Source organism: Deinococcus planocerae, assembly GCF_002869765.1.
In the GTDB taxonomy this organism is placed as follows: Bacteria; Deinococcota; Deinococci; order Deinococcales; family Deinococcaceae; genus Deinococcus; species Deinococcus planocerae.
Window position 1 is genome coordinate 23,094 of record NZ_PNOR01000017.1, and the last position, 14,064, is coordinate 37,157.

13 protein-coding genes are annotated in these 14,064 nt (G+C 71.3%); 10 read left to right on the forward strand and 3 right to left on the reverse strand.

The genetic code is table 11. The annotated features are described in order from the left end of the window. Positions 1-68: 68 nt before the first annotated feature. Genes pcaDC through A7B18_RS11245 form a run of 6 tightly spaced genes read left to right on the forward strand, consistent with a single transcriptional unit; the run spans position 69 to position 6,595 of the window. Positions 69-1,229, forward strand: a complete 1,161-nt coding sequence (gene pcaDC, locus A7B18_RS11220; protein ID WP_102126793.1) for a bifunctional 3-oxoadipate enol-lactonase/4-carboxymuconolactone decarboxylase PcaDC — start codon at positions 69-71, stop codon at positions 1,227-1,229. Then, complete coding sequence (gene pcaH, locus A7B18_RS11225; protein ID WP_102126794.1) at positions 1,226-1,951, forward strand: protocatechuate 3,4-dioxygenase subunit beta; 726 nt, start codon at positions 1,226-1,228, stop codon at positions 1,949-1,951. Before pcaDC ends, pcaH begins: the two co-directional genes overlap by 4 nt. Beyond that, complete coding sequence (pcaG, locus tag A7B18_RS11230) at positions 1,941-2,558, forward strand: protocatechuate 3,4-dioxygenase subunit alpha (protein ID WP_102126795.1); 618 nt, start codon at positions 1,941-1,943, stop codon at positions 2,556-2,558. The genes pcaH and pcaG overlap by 11 nt, the downstream gene beginning before the upstream one ends. Before the next feature lie 10 nt (positions 2,559-2,568). Continuing rightward, on the forward strand, positions 2,569-3,966 hold the full coding sequence (gene pcaB, locus A7B18_RS11235; protein WP_102126796.1) for a 3-carboxy-cis,cis-muconate cycloisomerase: 1,398 nt from the start codon (positions 2,569-2,571) through the stop codon (positions 3,964-3,966). Next, positions 3,963-5,237 (forward strand): thiolase family protein, encoded by a 1,275-nt coding sequence (locus A7B18_RS11240; RefSeq protein ID WP_102126797.1) that lies wholly within the window; start codon positions 3,963-3,965, stop codon positions 5,235-5,237. Before pcaB ends, A7B18_RS11240 begins: the two co-directional genes overlap by 4 nt. After that, positions 5,234-6,595 carry a 3-oxoacid CoA-transferase gene (locus tag A7B18_RS11245; RefSeq protein WP_180970119.1) on the forward strand — a complete coding sequence of 454 codons (1,362 nt, stop codon included), beginning with the start codon at positions 5,234-5,236 and terminating at the stop codon, positions 6,593-6,595. Before A7B18_RS11240 ends, A7B18_RS11245 begins: the two co-directional genes overlap by 4 nt. Positions 6,596-6,778: 183 nt before the next feature. On the opposite strand, the gene A7B18_RS11250 is transcribed toward A7B18_RS11245, so the two are convergent. Then, positions 6,779-7,441: a winged helix-turn-helix transcriptional regulator gene (locus tag A7B18_RS11250; protein ID WP_102126798.1), complete on the reverse strand. Its 663-nt coding sequence runs from the start codon at positions 7,439-7,441 to the stop codon at positions 6,779-6,781. A 250-nt stretch (positions 7,442-7,691) separates the two neighbouring features. On the opposite strand from A7B18_RS11250, the gene A7B18_RS11255 reads away from it, so the two are divergent. After that, positions 7,692-8,501: an alpha/beta fold hydrolase gene (locus A7B18_RS11255; RefSeq protein WP_219722122.1), complete on the forward strand. Its 810-nt coding sequence runs from the start codon at positions 7,692-7,694 to the stop codon at positions 8,499-8,501. 119 nt (positions 8,502-8,620) lie between these two features. Here A7B18_RS11255 and A7B18_RS11260 read toward each other — a convergent pair whose 3' ends face one another. Continuing rightward, entirely contained in the window at positions 8,621-9,808 is a 1,188-nt protein-coding gene (locus A7B18_RS11260) for a 4-hydroxybenzoate 3-monooxygenase (protein WP_102126800.1), read from the reverse strand. A gap of 160 nt (positions 9,809-9,968) precedes the next feature. Between A7B18_RS11260 and A7B18_RS11265 the strand changes: the two genes are divergently transcribed. The 3 genes from A7B18_RS11265 to A7B18_RS11275 all read left to right on the forward strand — a co-directional run bounded on the left by A7B18_RS11265 (position 9,969) and on the right by A7B18_RS11275 (position 12,171). Further along, entirely contained in the window at positions 9,969-10,820 is an 852-nt protein-coding gene (locus A7B18_RS11265; protein WP_102126801.1) for an IclR family transcriptional regulator, read from the forward strand. 92 nt (positions 10,821-10,912) lie between these two features. Continuing rightward, positions 10,913-11,959, forward strand: coding sequence for a DNA polymerase IV (gene dinB, locus A7B18_RS11270; protein WP_102126802.1), 1,047 nt, complete (start codon positions 10,913-10,915; stop codon positions 11,957-11,959). After that, entirely contained in the window at positions 11,956-12,171 is a 216-nt protein-coding gene (locus tag A7B18_RS11275; RefSeq protein WP_146009529.1) for a hypothetical protein, read from the forward strand. The genes dinB and A7B18_RS11275 overlap by 4 nt, the downstream gene beginning before the upstream one ends. A 28-nt stretch (positions 12,172-12,199) precedes the next feature. On the opposite strand, the gene A7B18_RS21975 is transcribed toward A7B18_RS11275, so the two are convergent. Beyond that, a complete protein-coding gene (locus tag A7B18_RS21975) occupies positions 12,200-14,053 on the reverse strand; it encodes an N-acetylmuramoyl-L-alanine amidase family protein (protein ID WP_180970120.1) in 1,854 nt (617 codons plus the stop codon). Positions 14,054-14,064 lie beyond the last annotated feature (11 nt).

The following is a 14,064-nucleotide window of genomic DNA, read 5'->3' on the forward strand; positions in this document are numbered from 1 at the left end:
GGGGCCCGGACCCGGGAAGCTGGGGAGGACCGCCCCAATCCCTTTGCCCCACCGCCAGGAGTTCCTCTTTGACGTTCCTCGCCGCTGGTCCCCTCACCCTGCACGCGCACGTCTCCGGCACCGAGGGCGCGCCCCCGCTCGTCCTCCTCAACCCCATCGGCAGCGATCTGCGCGTGTGGGACGAGGTGGTCCGCGAGCTGGGCAGCTCGTTCCGAACGGTCCAGTATGACCTGCGGGGGCAGGGGCTCTCGGACGCCCCGGAGGGCGAGTACCGGCTGGAGGATCACGTCGCGGACCTCCTCGCCCTGCTGGACGTGCTCGGGCTGGAGCGGGTCTCGCTGGCGGGGTGTTCGCTCGGCGGGCTGGTCGCGCAGGCGTTCGCGCTCGGGCACCCCGGGCGGGTGGAGCGGCTCGCGCTGCTCGACACCCTGCCGCGCGTCGGCACCCCGGAGGGCTGGCAGGAGCGCATGGAGGGGGTGCGGGCCCAAGGGCTCCCGGCGCTCGCCCCCACCCTGATCCGGCGCTGGTTCGCCCCCGCCTTCTTCGAGACGCAGCCCGCCGCCGCGCGCGGGTACACGACGCTTCTCGCCCGCAGCCCCCAGGCCGGATACCTCGGCAGTTGCGCCGCCCTGCGTGACGCCGACCTCACGGACGAGGTTAGGCATCTGCGGCTCCCCACCCTGGTGCTGTGCGGGGAGCACGACGTGAGCACCCCCCCGGAGGAGTGCCGAAAGCTCGCCATGCGGCTAGGAGCCCGCTTCGAGGCCATTGAGGCCGCCGCGCACCTCCCGATGGTGGAGCGGCCCGCCGAGGTCGCCCGGCTGCTGCGCGATTTCCTGGGCGAGGGGACTGCCGCCACCCGGTATGAGCGGGGCATGGCCGTTCGCCGCCGGGTGCTGGGGGACGCGCACGTGGACCGGGCCACGGAGGCCGTCACCGACCTCGACCGCGACTTCCAAAGCTTCATCACCGAGTACGCCTGGGGGGGGCCGTGGTCGCGCGGTCACCTCGACACCCGCACCCGGCACCTCCTCACCCTTGCGGTGCTGACCGCCCTGCCCCGCGAGCACGAGCTGGAGATGCACGTCCGCGCGACGCGGAACACGGGCGTGACCGAGGACGACCTGCGCGAGGTCTTTCTCCACGTCGCCGTGTATGCCGGGGTGCCCGTCGCCAACCGCGCGTTTCAAATCGCCAAACGAGTCCTCTCCGAAAGGAATGGCCCATGACCCAATCGCCGCCGAAACCTCAACAGCCGGGCAGCGTCCACGCGCCCCACCTGTTCCCGCCCTACACGAGCAGCGTGAAGCGGGCGCCCCACGAACTGCTGATCCCGCTCCCCGCCGCCCTGGAGAACCTGCATGGCCCGGTCTTCGGCTCTGGCCGCCTGCGCCCGGACGACCACGACACCACCCGGAACGCGCGGGTGAATGGCGAGCCGCTGGGGGAGCGCGTCATCGTGCGCGGGCGGCTTCTCGACTCCTCCGGGCGGCCCGTGCGCGGCGCCCTGATCGAGACGTGGCAGGCGAATGCCGCCGGGCGGTACGTCCACGCGCGGGACACGCACGACGCGCCGCTCGACCCCAACTTCACGGGCACGGCGCGGATGCTCACCGACGAGCGCGGCGAGTACGAGCTGATCTCCATCAAGCCCGGCGCGTACCCCTGGGGCAACCACCCCAACGCCTGGCGCCCGGCACACATCCACTTCAGCGTGTTCGGCACGGGCTTCACCCAGCGGCTGGTGAGCCAGATGTATTTCCCCGGCGATCCCCTCCTCGCCTACGACCCGATCTACGGGAGCATCCCCGACGAGAAGGGACGGCAACGGCTGATCAGCCGCTTCGACCTGAACCTCACCCAGCCGAACTGGGCGCTGGGCTACCGCTTCGACATCGTGCTCGGCGGAAGCGCCCAGACTCCCTTCGAGGAGCCCGACCATGACCACTGAGCCGCGCGCGCCCCTCCTCCCGGAGGACTCCAACGTCCCCGCGGAGGCGTTCGGTCCTTCGCCGAGCCAGACGGTCGGACCGTACTTCCACCAGGGCCTCGTGAGTTTCCAGGGCCTGACGGGGCTTCTGGGCGACCGGACGGTCGAGGCGGGCAGCGACGTTCCCGGCGAGCGCATCACCCTCACGGGCCGGGTGCTCGACGGCGACGGCCAGCCCATCGAGGACGCCCTGATCGAGGTCTGGCAGGCGGACGCAGGCGGCCAGTACGCCGACCGCGCCGACGCCCCCTTCACCGGGTACAGCCGCGCCCACACCCGCACCCCGGGCCACATCCTCCGCATCCACACGGTCAAGCCGGGCTCGGCGGGTCCCGGCCTCGCCCCGCGCCTGAACGTGTGGCTGGGGATGCGCGGGTTGCTGACCCACCTGATCACGGTGGTCTACTTCGAGGACGAGGACAACGCCTCCGACCCCCTCCTCGCCCTCGTGCCCGCGCACCGCCGCCTCACCCTGATCGCCCGGCGGGAGGAGACGCCGGACGGCCCCGTGTACCGCCTCGACTTCCGGATGCAGGGCGAGGGCGAGACGGTCTTCTTCGCCCCGTGAGGTCCGTAAGGTGCCCCTGACCCCCGCTGACTCGGCCCTCTTCGGCGCGCTCTTCTCGCAGCCGGAGGTGGCCGCGCTCTTCACCGACGAGGCGTACGTCCGGCGCCTGCTGGAGGTAGAGGGGGCACTCGCCACCGTGCAGGGCAGGTTGGGCGTCATCCCCGGGGACTCGGCGCAGGCCATCGCGGCGCTGACCCGGACCTTCACCCCGGACCTGGGGGCGCTGCGGGAGGGGCTGCTCGCTGACGGTGTGCCGGTGAGCGCCTTGCTCGCCCAGCTTCGCCCGGCCCTGCCCCCCGCCGCGCGGGACCACCTGCACTTCGGCGCGACCACCCAGGACATCGTGGACACGGCCTTCGTGCTCGCCGCGCGGGAGGCGCTGGGCGTGCTGCGCCGCGACCTGCTCGCCGTGGGCGACCGCCTCGCGGACCTCGCCCGGGAGCACGCGGGGACCCTGATGCCGGGCCGCACCCACTCGCAGCAGGCGCTGCCGATTACCTTCGGGCTCAAGGCCGCCGGGTGGCTGACCCCCCTCGCGCGGCACCTCCACCGCCTGCGGGAGCTGGAGGGGCGGCTCTACGTTGTCAGCCTCGGGGGCGCCGCCGGGACCCTCGCCGCCCTGGGGGAGCGCGGCCTGGAGGTGGAGGGGGCGCTCGCCGCCGACCTCGGGCTGGCCGTGCCCCCGACGCCCTGGCACACGGCGCGGGATACCGTCCTCGAACTCGCCGCGTGGCTCGCGGGGGCCTCCACCAGCCTGGGCAAGCTCGCCCAGGACGTGATCCTCCTCGCCCAGAGCGAGGTCGGCGAGGTGCGCGAGGGGGGCGGGGGCGGCGGGTCGAGCACCATGCCGCAGAAGCAGAATCCCATCACCTCGGAGGCGATCCTGGCGGCGGCGAGCACGAACGCCGGGCTGCTCGCCGCCGTCGCCCGGAGCGGCGTGCAGGAGCACGAGCGCGGCACCCACGGCTGGCAGGTCGAGTGGCTCACCGTCCCGCAGATGCTCGGCCTGACCGGCGCCGCCCTCGCCCACACCCGGCGCCTGCTGGACGGCCTGGACGCGCAGGTGGAGCGGATGGCCCGCAACGTCACGGCCTCGCACGGCCTGATGCTCGCCGAGGCGCTGAGCTTCGCCCTCGTCCCCATCCTGCCGAAGGAGGAGGCCAGGGCCCTGATCCGGGAGGCCGTGCCGCGGGCGCTCGCCGGGGAGGGGCACCTCGTCGGGCTCGTCCGGGAGCGCCTGGGGCCGCGGGGCGACGGGGTGGACTGGGCGTCCCTGACGGAGGAACGGACGCTGGGCGCCGCGCCGACCCTGATCGAGCGGGCCATCGGGCATTATCAGGAGGCCAGAAGTCTTCCACCCCCCACCGCCGGAGGAGCCCCCCCTCCGCCCCCAAAGGACGCCCCATGACCCAGACTCCCCTCCAAGACCGCGACGTGGTGATCGTCTCCGCCGTGAGAACGCCCGTCGGCGCCATCCGTGGCTCGCTCTCCGCCGTCCGCCCCGACGACCTCGCCGCCCTGGTGATCCGGGAGGCCGTCGCCCGCGCGGGCGTTCCCGCCGAACACGTCGAGGAGGTCATCCTCGGCTGCGCCAACCAGGCGGGCGAGGACAACCGTAACGTGGCGCGCATGGCCGCCCTCCTCGCCGGGCTGCCCGAGACGGTGGCAGGCCTGACCGTCAACCGCCTGTGCGCCTCCGGCCTCTCGGCGGTCAACACCGCCGCCCGCGCCATCCGCAACGGCGACGGCGACGTCTACATCGCCGGAGGGGTCGAGAGCATGACCCGCGCGCCCCTCACCATGCCCAAGGGCGCCCAGCCCTTCGCCAACGGCAACGTGACCGTCTACGACACGACGCTGGGCTGGCGCTACCCCAACCCCGCGATGGAGGCGATGTTCCCCCTGGAAGCGATGGGCGAGACCGCGGAGAACATCGTCGAGCGCAGCCGGGAGGGCACCTACGCGGGCGGCGAGATCACCCGCGAGGACCAGGACGCCTTCGCGCTGGAGAGCCAGCGGCGGACGGTCTGCGCGCTGGGCGAGGGCCGTTTCAGGGACCAGATCGTCCCCGTCGAGATCAAGGGCCGCAAGGGCGCGACCCTCTTCGACACGGACGAGCACCCGCGTTACAAGCGCGAGGGGGACACCTTCACGCTGGCGACGGACGAGGCCACGCTCGCCGGACTCAAGCCCGCCTTCCGCAAGGGCGGCACGGTGACGGCGGGGAACGCCTCGGGCCTGAACGACGGCGCGGCGGCCCTCGTCCTGATGAGCGCCGCGAAGGCCCGCGAACTCGGCGTGACGCCCCTCGCCCGCTGGGTGGGCGCGGCGTCGGCGGGGGTGGACCCGCGCGTGATGGGCCTGGGGCCGATCCCCGCCACCCGCAAGCTGATGGAACGGCTGGGCATGGACGTGGCGGACGTGGACCTCGTGGAGCTGAACGAGGCCTTCGCTGCCCAGTCCCTCGCCTGCATCCGCGAGTTGGGGCTGGATCAGAGCAAGGTGAACGTCAACGGCGGCGCCATCGCCCTCGGTCACCCGCTGGGGATGAGCGGGGCGCGGCTCATCGTGGCGCTCACCCACGAACTCGCGCGGCGCGGGGCCAGGACTGGGCTCGCCACCCTCTGCGTCGGCGTCGGGCAGGGGGAGGCGGCGCTGATCGAGCGGGTGGAGGCGTGAAGCGCGTTCCCGTCATCACGGCCCAGGAGGCCGCCGCGATGGTGCGGAGCGGCCAGACCCTCCTCGTCGGCGGCTTCGGCATGACCGGAAACCCGGTCCACCTCACCCACGCGCTCGCCGAACTCCCCACGAACGACCTCACCTACGTCGCCAACAACGTCTCCGAGCCGGGACTGGGGGGTGGGCGGCTGCTCAGAAACGGGCAACTCAGGAAGGCCGTCGGCTCCTACTTCACCTCCAACCCGGAGGCGGTCAAGGCGTACCAGGCCGGGAAGCTGGAAGTCCAACTCCTGCCGCAGGGAACGCTGGCCGAGGCCGTGCGGGCGGGCGGGGCGGGGCTGGGCGGCTTCTACACCCCCACCGCCGCCGGAACCGTGATCGCCGAGGGGGCCGACGTGCGGGTGCTGAACGGGCGGGAGATGGTCTTCGTGCCCGGTATCCGGGGCGACGTGGCCTTTATCCGGGCGTGGCGGGCCGACACGGCAGGCAACCTCCAGTACCGCCTCACCGAGCAGAACTTCAACCGGGCGATGGCGACCGCCGCCGACCTCGTGATCGCCGAGGTCGAGGAGATCGTGGAGGTCGGGGAGATCGACCCCGAGCACGTCCACACGCCGGGCCTGTACGTGGATTATCTGGTGGAAGCGAAGCTCAGCCTGGACGACCTCGGAAGCAGCGCGGACGTGAAGGGCGGCGCCAAGAAGGTGGACGAGGCGCGGATGCACATGGCCCGCCGCGCGTTGAAAGAACTCCACCCCGGCGACGTGGTGAACCTCGGCATCGGCATTCCCACCCTCGTCGCCGACCTGATCACGCCGGGGCACGGGGTCAACCTCCACACCGAGAACGGGATGCTGGGCGTCGGCCCTGCCCCCGAGGACGGCGGCGCGATGGAGTACCCGGTGAACGCGGGCAAGATTCCGGTGACGGCCCTGCCCGGCGCGAGCTACTTCGACTCCGCCGACTCCTTCGGGATGATCCGCGGCGGGCACGTGGACGTGGCGGTGATGGGCGGCCTTCAGGTGGACGAGGCCGGGAATCTGGCGAACTGGGCAGTTCCGGGCAAACCCCTCCTCGGCGTGGGCGGCGCGATGGACCTGGCGAGCGGGGCGCGGCGCCTGATCGTCACCATGACGCACACGGACCCGGATGGCACGCCGAAGATCGTCCCCGAATGCACGCTGCCCCTCACGTCGCGCGGCAGCGTGGACATGGTGATCACCGACAAGGCCGTCTTCGAGTTCCTGGACGGTGGGCTCACCCTGACCGAACTCATGCCGGGCGCGACCCTGGAGGAGGTGCGCGCCTCGACCGGGGCCAGTTTCCGCGAGCGGCTGACCGAGAGCACGGGGGTCTAGAGCCGGGCGGGGAGAGGATGCGGAGGCTGGGGCTTCCGCGTTTTTCATTCCTGTTAGGAACATTCGACGACCGCGCAGCAGGGGACGACGGAGGCCCTTTCACGACCTCCTTCCGCGGCACTGCGCATAGACAGTTCGTGTTTTCGCGCTCGGGCGAAGCTCTCCGGGTGCCGGGCCTGACCGTCAGGCCCCCGTAGATGGAGCGGCGATACGAAACAGTTCGGTGAAGCGTGTCAGCAGTTCCTCAGGACCCTTCACGCGCACGCTTCCCTTGTCGAGGGCCTCCGCTGGCGAGAGTTCACCGGCCATCAGTGACCTCAGTTCCGGTCCCGCCTCGATCAGCAGGTCCGCGTCCGGGAGCGGTCCTCGCCCCACCTCCAGGGTGCCGTAGTCGATCTTGGCGTGCAGGGTTATGTCCCCAAGACGAAGTTCGTAGCTGGCGCGTAGCTTCTGTGCAGCCTGTGGGTGGAAGGTCGTGCGGAGCGCCATCGCCACCGAGTCGGTCGTCACGATCTCGTGTTCACGCGGTTCCCCGAGGTGCTGCGCGCCCCACCGCCCAAGCGCGAGAACGATGTCGTCGAGTTCCCGGCCCCGTGGGGTGAGGTCGTACACGAAGGACTTCTCGGGCCGCGGGAGAAGGCGGCGCTCGATCAGGCCCGCCGCTTCCAGCTCCTTGAGGCGGTCGGTCAGGACGTTGGTAGGAATGCGGGGAAGGCCCTGGCGCAATTCAGTGAATCGTTTGGGACCGACCAGGAGGTCTCGAATGATCAGGAGCGCCCAGCGTTCACCGACGAGTTCAAGGGCCCGGCTGAAGCCGCAGTACTGCCCGTAGGAGCGCGTGGTCATGCCTCAGCGTAGTCCGAGCTTGACAGGCAAATTGTAATTGTATATAACAAGCTTAGTTCGTAAAAACAAGTAAGTGGAGGTTCCTATGATCCCGAGCACGGTCAGCGCCCATGCCTCCGCCGTCCTCCCCGTGCAGCGCCGCCGACCTCCGTTCGCCACCGCATTCGTCGCGGCCGCCCTGTCCCTTCTCGCTCCGTCGCACGCACTTGCCCAGGGGGGAGTTCCTGCTACCCCCATGAAAGGAAGTCCCATGAACACCACTCCCGGTCGGTACGCGCAGGTGAACGGATTGAGCCTGTACCACGAGGTTTACGGCCAGGGCCAGCCGGTCGTGCTCCTCCACGGCGGCCTCGGCGCGACCGGCATGTTCGGCGAGGTGCTGCCCCTCCTCGCGCGGGGGCATCAGGTCATTGCGGTCGATCTGCAAGCCCACGGGCGCACCGCCGACATCGACCGTCCCCTCTCTTATGAGGCAATGGCCGACGACGTGGCTACCCTGATCAGGCAGCTCGGGTTGAAGAACGCGGATGTGATGGGCTACTCCCTGGGTGGTGGTGTCGCCCTTCAGACGGCCATCCGGCACCCTGGGGTGGTCCGGAAACTGGTGCTGGTCTCCACGCCCTTTCGGCGCGACGGCTGGTACCCCGAGATTCTGGCCGGGCAGGCGCAGATGGCGCACGCGGCTGAGCCGATGAAGCAGACACCGATGTACCAGACGTACGCCAGCCTTGCGCCCAGGCCGCAGGACTGGCCGGTGTTGCTGACCAAATTGAGCGCCCTGCTGACCCAGGACTACGACTGGTCGCAGGCACTCACGAACGTCAAGGTGCCCACCCTGCTCGTGGCGGGGGACGGGGACGCCGTGCGTACGGCCCATACCACCGACATGTTCGGGCGACTCGGCGGCGGCCAGCAGGACGCGGGCTGGGACGGCTCGGGGTACGGGGACGCACGTCTAGCCATCCTGCCCGGCCTCACGCACTACACCATCTTCTCCTCGCCCCTTCTCGCCGCGACCGTCACACCTTTCCTCGACACCCCGCTGCCCTCTGCCCGCTGAGGGAATGAAGCGAGCATGCTGCACAAAAGGCCCGTCTTGTACGGGCTTTTTCCTTGGCATAGCCGGGTTGCTCACTCTTTCTGATGGGCCCCGCCCCAGGCCGGATGCCCCGCCGTGCCTCAGTCCAGCGGCAGCCCCACGTAGTTCTCCGCCAGCGCCGTGGCGGCGGCCTGCGAGTGCACCACGTAGTCGAGGTCCGCGAGGCGGATGCGGTGCTCGAAGTCGCTCTCGGCGGGGTTGGTGTGCAGCAGGGTGGTCATGTACCAGGAGAAGCGCTCGGCCTTCCAGATGCGGCGCAGGCAGGTGTCGGTGTAGCGCTCCAGCTCCCCCGCCTGGCCCGTGCGGTAGAAGCACTCCAGGCCCCGCGACAGGTACACGGCGTCCGCCACCGCGAGGTTGAGCCCCTTCGCCCCGGTCGGCGGCACGATGTGGGCGGCGTCCCCGGCGATGAAGAGCCGCCCGTGCTGCATCCGGTCGCACACGAAGGAGCGCATCCCGATCACGCCCTTCTGGAAGATGCGGCCTTCCGTCAGCGTCCAGCCGTCCACCGTCTCCAGCCTGCGGTGCAATTCCGACCAGATCAGCTCGTCCGGGTAATCGGCAGGGTCGTCGGTGGGGCCGCACTGGATGTAGAGGCGCTGGATTTCGGGCGAGCGGGTGCTCAGCAGCGCGAAACCGCGCTCGTGGCGGGCGTAGATCAGTTCGTGGTGCGACCTCGGCGCCTCCACCAGGATGCCCAGCCAGCCGAAGGGGTAGAGGTGCCCGTACTCGGTGCGGCCCTCGATGTGCCGCCGGGCCGTGCCCTGCGAGCCGTCGCACCCGACGAGGAAGTCACAGCGCAACTCGGCGGGCTCGCCCTCACCCGTCGTGTAGGTCAGGCGCGGCTGCTCCGAGGTCAGGTCGTGCAGGGCCACGTCGCGCACGCCGAACTGAATCTCTCCACACTGGGCGAGGCGGGCGGCGATCAGGTCCTTCAGGACCTCGTGCTGGGGGTAGACGGTGACGCGCTTGCCCCCCGTGAGGTCCTCGAAGTCGAGGTGGTGGCTCTCCCCCGCGAAGCGCAGGGTGATGCCGCGGTGGAAGTGGGCCTCGCGCGCCATCCGCTCCCCGAGGCCGAGGTCTTCCATCAGGTCCACGGTCCACTGCTCCAGCACCCCGGCGCGGATGGTGCCCTCCACGTCCTCCCGCGTGCGGCTTTCCAGGATGACGCTCTCGATGCCGTGGCGGTGGAGCAGGTGCGCGAGAAACAGCCCGGCGGGACCGGCGCCGACGATGCCGACCTGGGTGCGGTGGGGTGCCTTGGACATGGGTCTCCTTGCCCGCGCGGGGGGCGGGGGGCCTGGGGGCGTGGGGTTCTTCCGGCGGTGGTGACCCCACTGTGCGCGACCCGGGCGCCGCCCCGCAAGCCACGTATCCGGCTATATTGGAAGCCGCGCGGGGAGGGGACGGTCCCCGGGGAGGAGGGCCATGCTCGGCACGTTCGAGAAAGCCAGGGCCGTGCTCGACCTGTACAGCACCGAGCGCCCGGAGTGGGGGGTCAGCGAGGTGGCCCGGCGGCTGGGGATGCCCACCTCCAGCGCCCACGCCCTGCTGGCCTCGCTCGCGGGGATGGGACTCTTGCACCGCACGCCCGCGGGCCGCTACCGCCTGGGCTTCGGGCTGCTCGCGCTCAGCCAGATTCTGCTGGCGAACACGCCCTGGCGCGAGGTGGCGCAGGAGGAGATGGGGCGGCTCTCCCGGGCCTTCGGCGAGACGCTGAGCCTCGCGGCCCTCGACGGCGGGCAGGTCGTGAGCGTGGCGCGGCTGGAGGGTCGGTTGCCGGAGAGCGTCGGGGAGCCCCGGGTGGGGGCCGTCCTCCCGGCACACGCGAGCGCCTGCGGCAAGGTGCTGCTCGCCCACCGTCCCCCGGAGGTGGTGCGCGCCGTGCTGGAGGACGCGGGCCTGGAGCGCCACACCGAGCGGACCCTCGACACCCCGGAAGCCCTCGACCGCGAGCTGGAGGGGGTGCGCGCGTGCGGATACGCCCGGGAGGTGGAGGAACGCCGCGCCGGAGTCTGCGCGCTGGCCGCCCCCGTCCGCAACCACAACGGCGAGGTGATCGCCGCCCTGGGGTTCAGCCTCCCCGCCGCCCGGTTCGCGGACCGCGAGGCTCAGGTGAGGGACGCGCTCGTGCGGGCCTGCGCCGACATCTCGGCACGCATCGGCTACCACGCCGGGCTCACCGAGGACGGGCCTCTCCTGTGGATGTCGGTGGGAGGACGTGACGAGTTGCGGCCCGCGCCCAGACGCGCGCACACGAAACGCCGCTCGGACACCTGAAGGCTCGTTCGCGTGGGTAATTTGGGGAGTCTCTCACCCACAGCGCAGCACAACCGACGGACCGCCCTGCCCGGATGGTGGACACTGCGCCCATGAGCCGCCTGGTGGTGCATGTGGACATGGACGCCTTCTACGCCTCCATCGAGGTGCGCGACCAACCAGAGTTAGCCGAGAAGCCCGTCGCCGTCATCGTTCCTGGTCGTCGCGGCGTGGTGATGACCGCCAACTACGTCGCCCGGTCCTTCGGCGTCCACAGCGCCCTGCCCGTCCACCTCGCCCGGCGTCGCTGCCCCGGCATCGTCCTGATTCCGCAGCGCATGGATCACTACCGCGCCGTCTCCGCCCAGATTCACGACATCTTCTCCAGATACACCGAGATCATCGAACCCCTGGCGCTGGACGAGGCCTACCTCGACATGACGCAGGAGGGCCGGACGCTCGCCCAGGCCGAGGAAATCGCCCGCGCTATCCAGAGCGACATCCTAGCCGAGACGGGGCTGACCTGTTCCGCCGGGGTATCGGTGAACAAGTTCCTCGCCAAGCACGCCAGCGGGATGAAGAAGCCTGCGGGTTTGACCGTCATTGCTCCCGAGGCGGTGGACGCCCTGCTCGCCAGCCTCCCAGTCGAGGAGTTCTACGGGGTGGGGCCGGTGATCGCGGGCAAGCTCCAGGCGCAGGGCATCCATACGGGGGCGGACTTGCGCGCGCGGTCTCTGGAAGACGTGCGGGCCATCCTGGGCAGTGGCAAACTGGCGCCACGGCTGTACGAGCTGGCGCGGGGGGTGGACGAGCGGCCCGTGGAGGCGCACCGGGAGGCGAAGTCCATCGGGGTGGAGCAGACCTTCGAGCGGGACCTCACGACGCGGGAGGAGGTGCTGGCCCACCTACCCGAGATCACGGCAGCGGTGGAGGCGCGGCTGGCAAAACGGGGGTACTTGGGGCGGACGGTCGTCTTGAAGCTGCGGTATGAGGACGGGACGCGGGTGACACGACACCGCACGCGGGAGGAGCCGTTCTCGAAGGCTGACGAGCTGGAGCAGGCCGCCGCCGAGGTGCTGACCCCGGAGCTGATCCAGGGACACCGGGTGCGGCTCCTCGGCGTCAGCGTCGTCAACCTCTCCCCACGGGCCGCGCCGTGAGGTCCGTGCTCTTCCTCGTCTTCCTGTTCGTGGCGGGCAACGCGCTCTTCCTGAGCTTCGTGATCGTCCGGGCGTTTCTCACGGCGGTCTTCGACCGGCAGGGCAGGCACGGCGCGAGGGTCGGGGTCGCGTCCATGCTCGTCGTCGCGGGGGCGGCGCTCGCCGTGTTCTTCCTCAGCCGCCGGGCCGGTGGCCTCGCCCTCGGTCCCTGAACTCATCACCGGGAGAGGGCAGCCACGGTCAACGCGGTCGCCCGCCGCCCCCGTCCTCACGGCCCAGCGCCGCGTCCCGGTAGAAGCGCTCGATGCCCAGGGCAATCGCCTGCGCGAAGCGTTCGCGGCCCGCGGCGCTCATCAACAGGCGCAGGTTGCCCTTATCCGTCAGGAACGCCGTCTCGACGAGCACGCTGAGTTGGGTGGTGGGCCGGGTCAGCGCGAGGTTCTGGTAATGAACCCCGTCGTTGCCCACGTCGGGCAGGAGGCCCACGAGGCTGCCCTGCAAGGCGTCCGCCAGCGCGCGGGCCTGGGGGTGGTAGTAGTAGACGCCGCTGCCGCGCCTCGTGCGGGGGTCCACCCCGTCCGGCAGGGCGTTGGCGTGGATGCTGACGAGCAGGTCGGCGTTCACGCTCTCGGCGAGGAGCGGGCGGTCGTAGATCGGCACCGTCACGTCGCTCTCGCGGGTCAGAACGACGGTCGCGCCTTTCTCCCGCAGCAATTCGGCCACCCGCAGGGCGATGGGGAGCACCAGCCCCTTCTCTGGCACCCGCAACGGCCCCGCCCCGCCGAACTCGTCGCCCCCGTGCCCCGGGTCGATCACGATGACGCGGCCCCGCAGCGGCGCGCGGGCGTCCAGGGCCGGGACATTCCGGACCCGCAGCACCAGGGTCGTGCCCTCGTAGGTGGCGTCGTAGCCCCAGGGAGCACCCCGCAGGTCCACCCGCACCCGGGCCACGCCGTCACCCTCCTGGGTCCAGCGCACGTCGCGCACCGTGCCCCCCGGGAAGTCGGAGACGATGTAGTCCACGTCCGCCACGCTGTGAAAGAGCCGCAGGTCGAGGCTGGAGACGCCGGGACCCACCCCCTGCTCCACCGTGAAGGGCACCCGCGCGGGGAGGTCGAGGCGCACCTCGGCGTGGGTCGCGCCCGCCTTCACGTCGATCCGGGTGAAGACCGCCCGGGGCAGCGGCGTGCCCTCCGGCCTGAGGGTCAGCGTGCTCTTGGGGGCGTTGAGGGTCAAGGTGCCCGACGCCTGCACCACGTAGGTGTTGCCTTCCTCCCCCACGACGACCGCGAGCGCCCCCGGCCTGGGGAAGACGACGTAATTGCGCCCCGCCCCGTTGCGCCACACGAAGGTGCCCGCCTGCACGCCCCGCCCGGGAATGGTGGCCGTCACCTCCGCCACCCGCGGACCCGTCCCCGTCACGCCGAGTCGGCCCGGACTCTCCGCCGTCGCCGTGGTGCCGTCGCCCGCCGTCAGGGTGAAGGTCACGGGCGCGGGGGTCAGCCGCTCGGGCAGCAGGAAGATCCCCTCGTAGCGGCCCGGCGCGGTCTCGGTCATGGGGAAGGGGCCCAGGTCCCCGACCCGGAAGGTGGCCCGCCCCCCCGCCGTCCCCGTGAAGGCCAGCGGCACGGCCCGCGTCTCCAGGTTCGGGGGCGGGAGGTAGGCGAGGCGGTCCCCTGCGGGAAGCAGGCTCCCGGCCACGATCCGCGCCTCGCCGGTCAGGACCTGCGGCGGCGTGCTCGTCACCCGCAGTTCCTGGCGGGCCGCCGCCGCGCCCTGCCGGGACTCCAGCGCCAGCACGTTCTCGCCGGGCGTCAGGGGCACCCACTCGATGAAGAGCCCGTCGTCCCCGACCTCGACGGGCTGGCCGTTCAGGGTCAGCGCCGCGCCGGGCTTCACGCTGCCCTCCAGCAGCACGTGGTCGTACGGGACGGTGTGCCCGTCCGGCGGGTAGGCCACGAAGATCGGTGCGTCGCTGATGGGTGTCAGGGGTGTGGTCATGGTGGAGGGGGTGGAGGGTGGTGTGACCGTCTGGGCGAGGGCCAGCGTGCCCGCGGAGAGCAGCAGGGCGGGGAGCAGGAAGCGGCGCAGCATGGAGACCTCCT

Excerpts from the sequence above, each read along its gene's own strand:
- pcaH (WP_102126794.1), top strand. The coding sequence starts at position 1,226 with ATGACCCAATCGCCGCCGAAACCTCAACAGCCGGGCAGCGTCCACGCG.
- pcaG (WP_102126795.1), top strand. The coding sequence starts at position 1,941 with ATGACCACTGAGCCGCGCGCGCCCCTCCTCCCGGAGGACTCCAACGTC.
- A7B18_RS11240 (WP_102126797.1), top strand. The coding sequence starts at position 3,963 with ATGACCCAGACTCCCCTCCAAGACCGCGACGTGGTGATCGTCTCCGCC.
- A7B18_RS11250 (WP_102126798.1), bottom strand. The coding sequence starts at position 7,441 with ATGACCACGCGCTCCTACGGGCAGTACTGCGGCTTCAGCCGGGCCCTT.
- A7B18_RS11255 (WP_219722122.1), top strand. The coding sequence starts at position 7,692 with ATGAACACCACTCCCGGTCGGTACGCGCAGGTGAACGGATTGAGCCTG.
- A7B18_RS11260 (WP_102126800.1), bottom strand. The coding sequence starts at position 9,808 with ATGTCCAAGGCACCCCACCGCACCCAGGTCGGCATCGTCGGCGCCGGT.
- A7B18_RS11265 (WP_102126801.1), top strand. The coding sequence starts at position 9,969 with ATGCTCGGCACGTTCGAGAAAGCCAGGGCCGTGCTCGACCTGTACAGC.
- dinB (WP_102126802.1), top strand. The coding sequence starts at position 10,913 with ATGAGCCGCCTGGTGGTGCATGTGGACATGGACGCCTTCTACGCCTCC.
- A7B18_RS21975 (WP_180970120.1), bottom strand. The coding sequence starts at position 14,053 with ATGCTGCGCCGCTTCCTGCTCCCCGCCCTGCTGCTCTCCGCGGGCACG.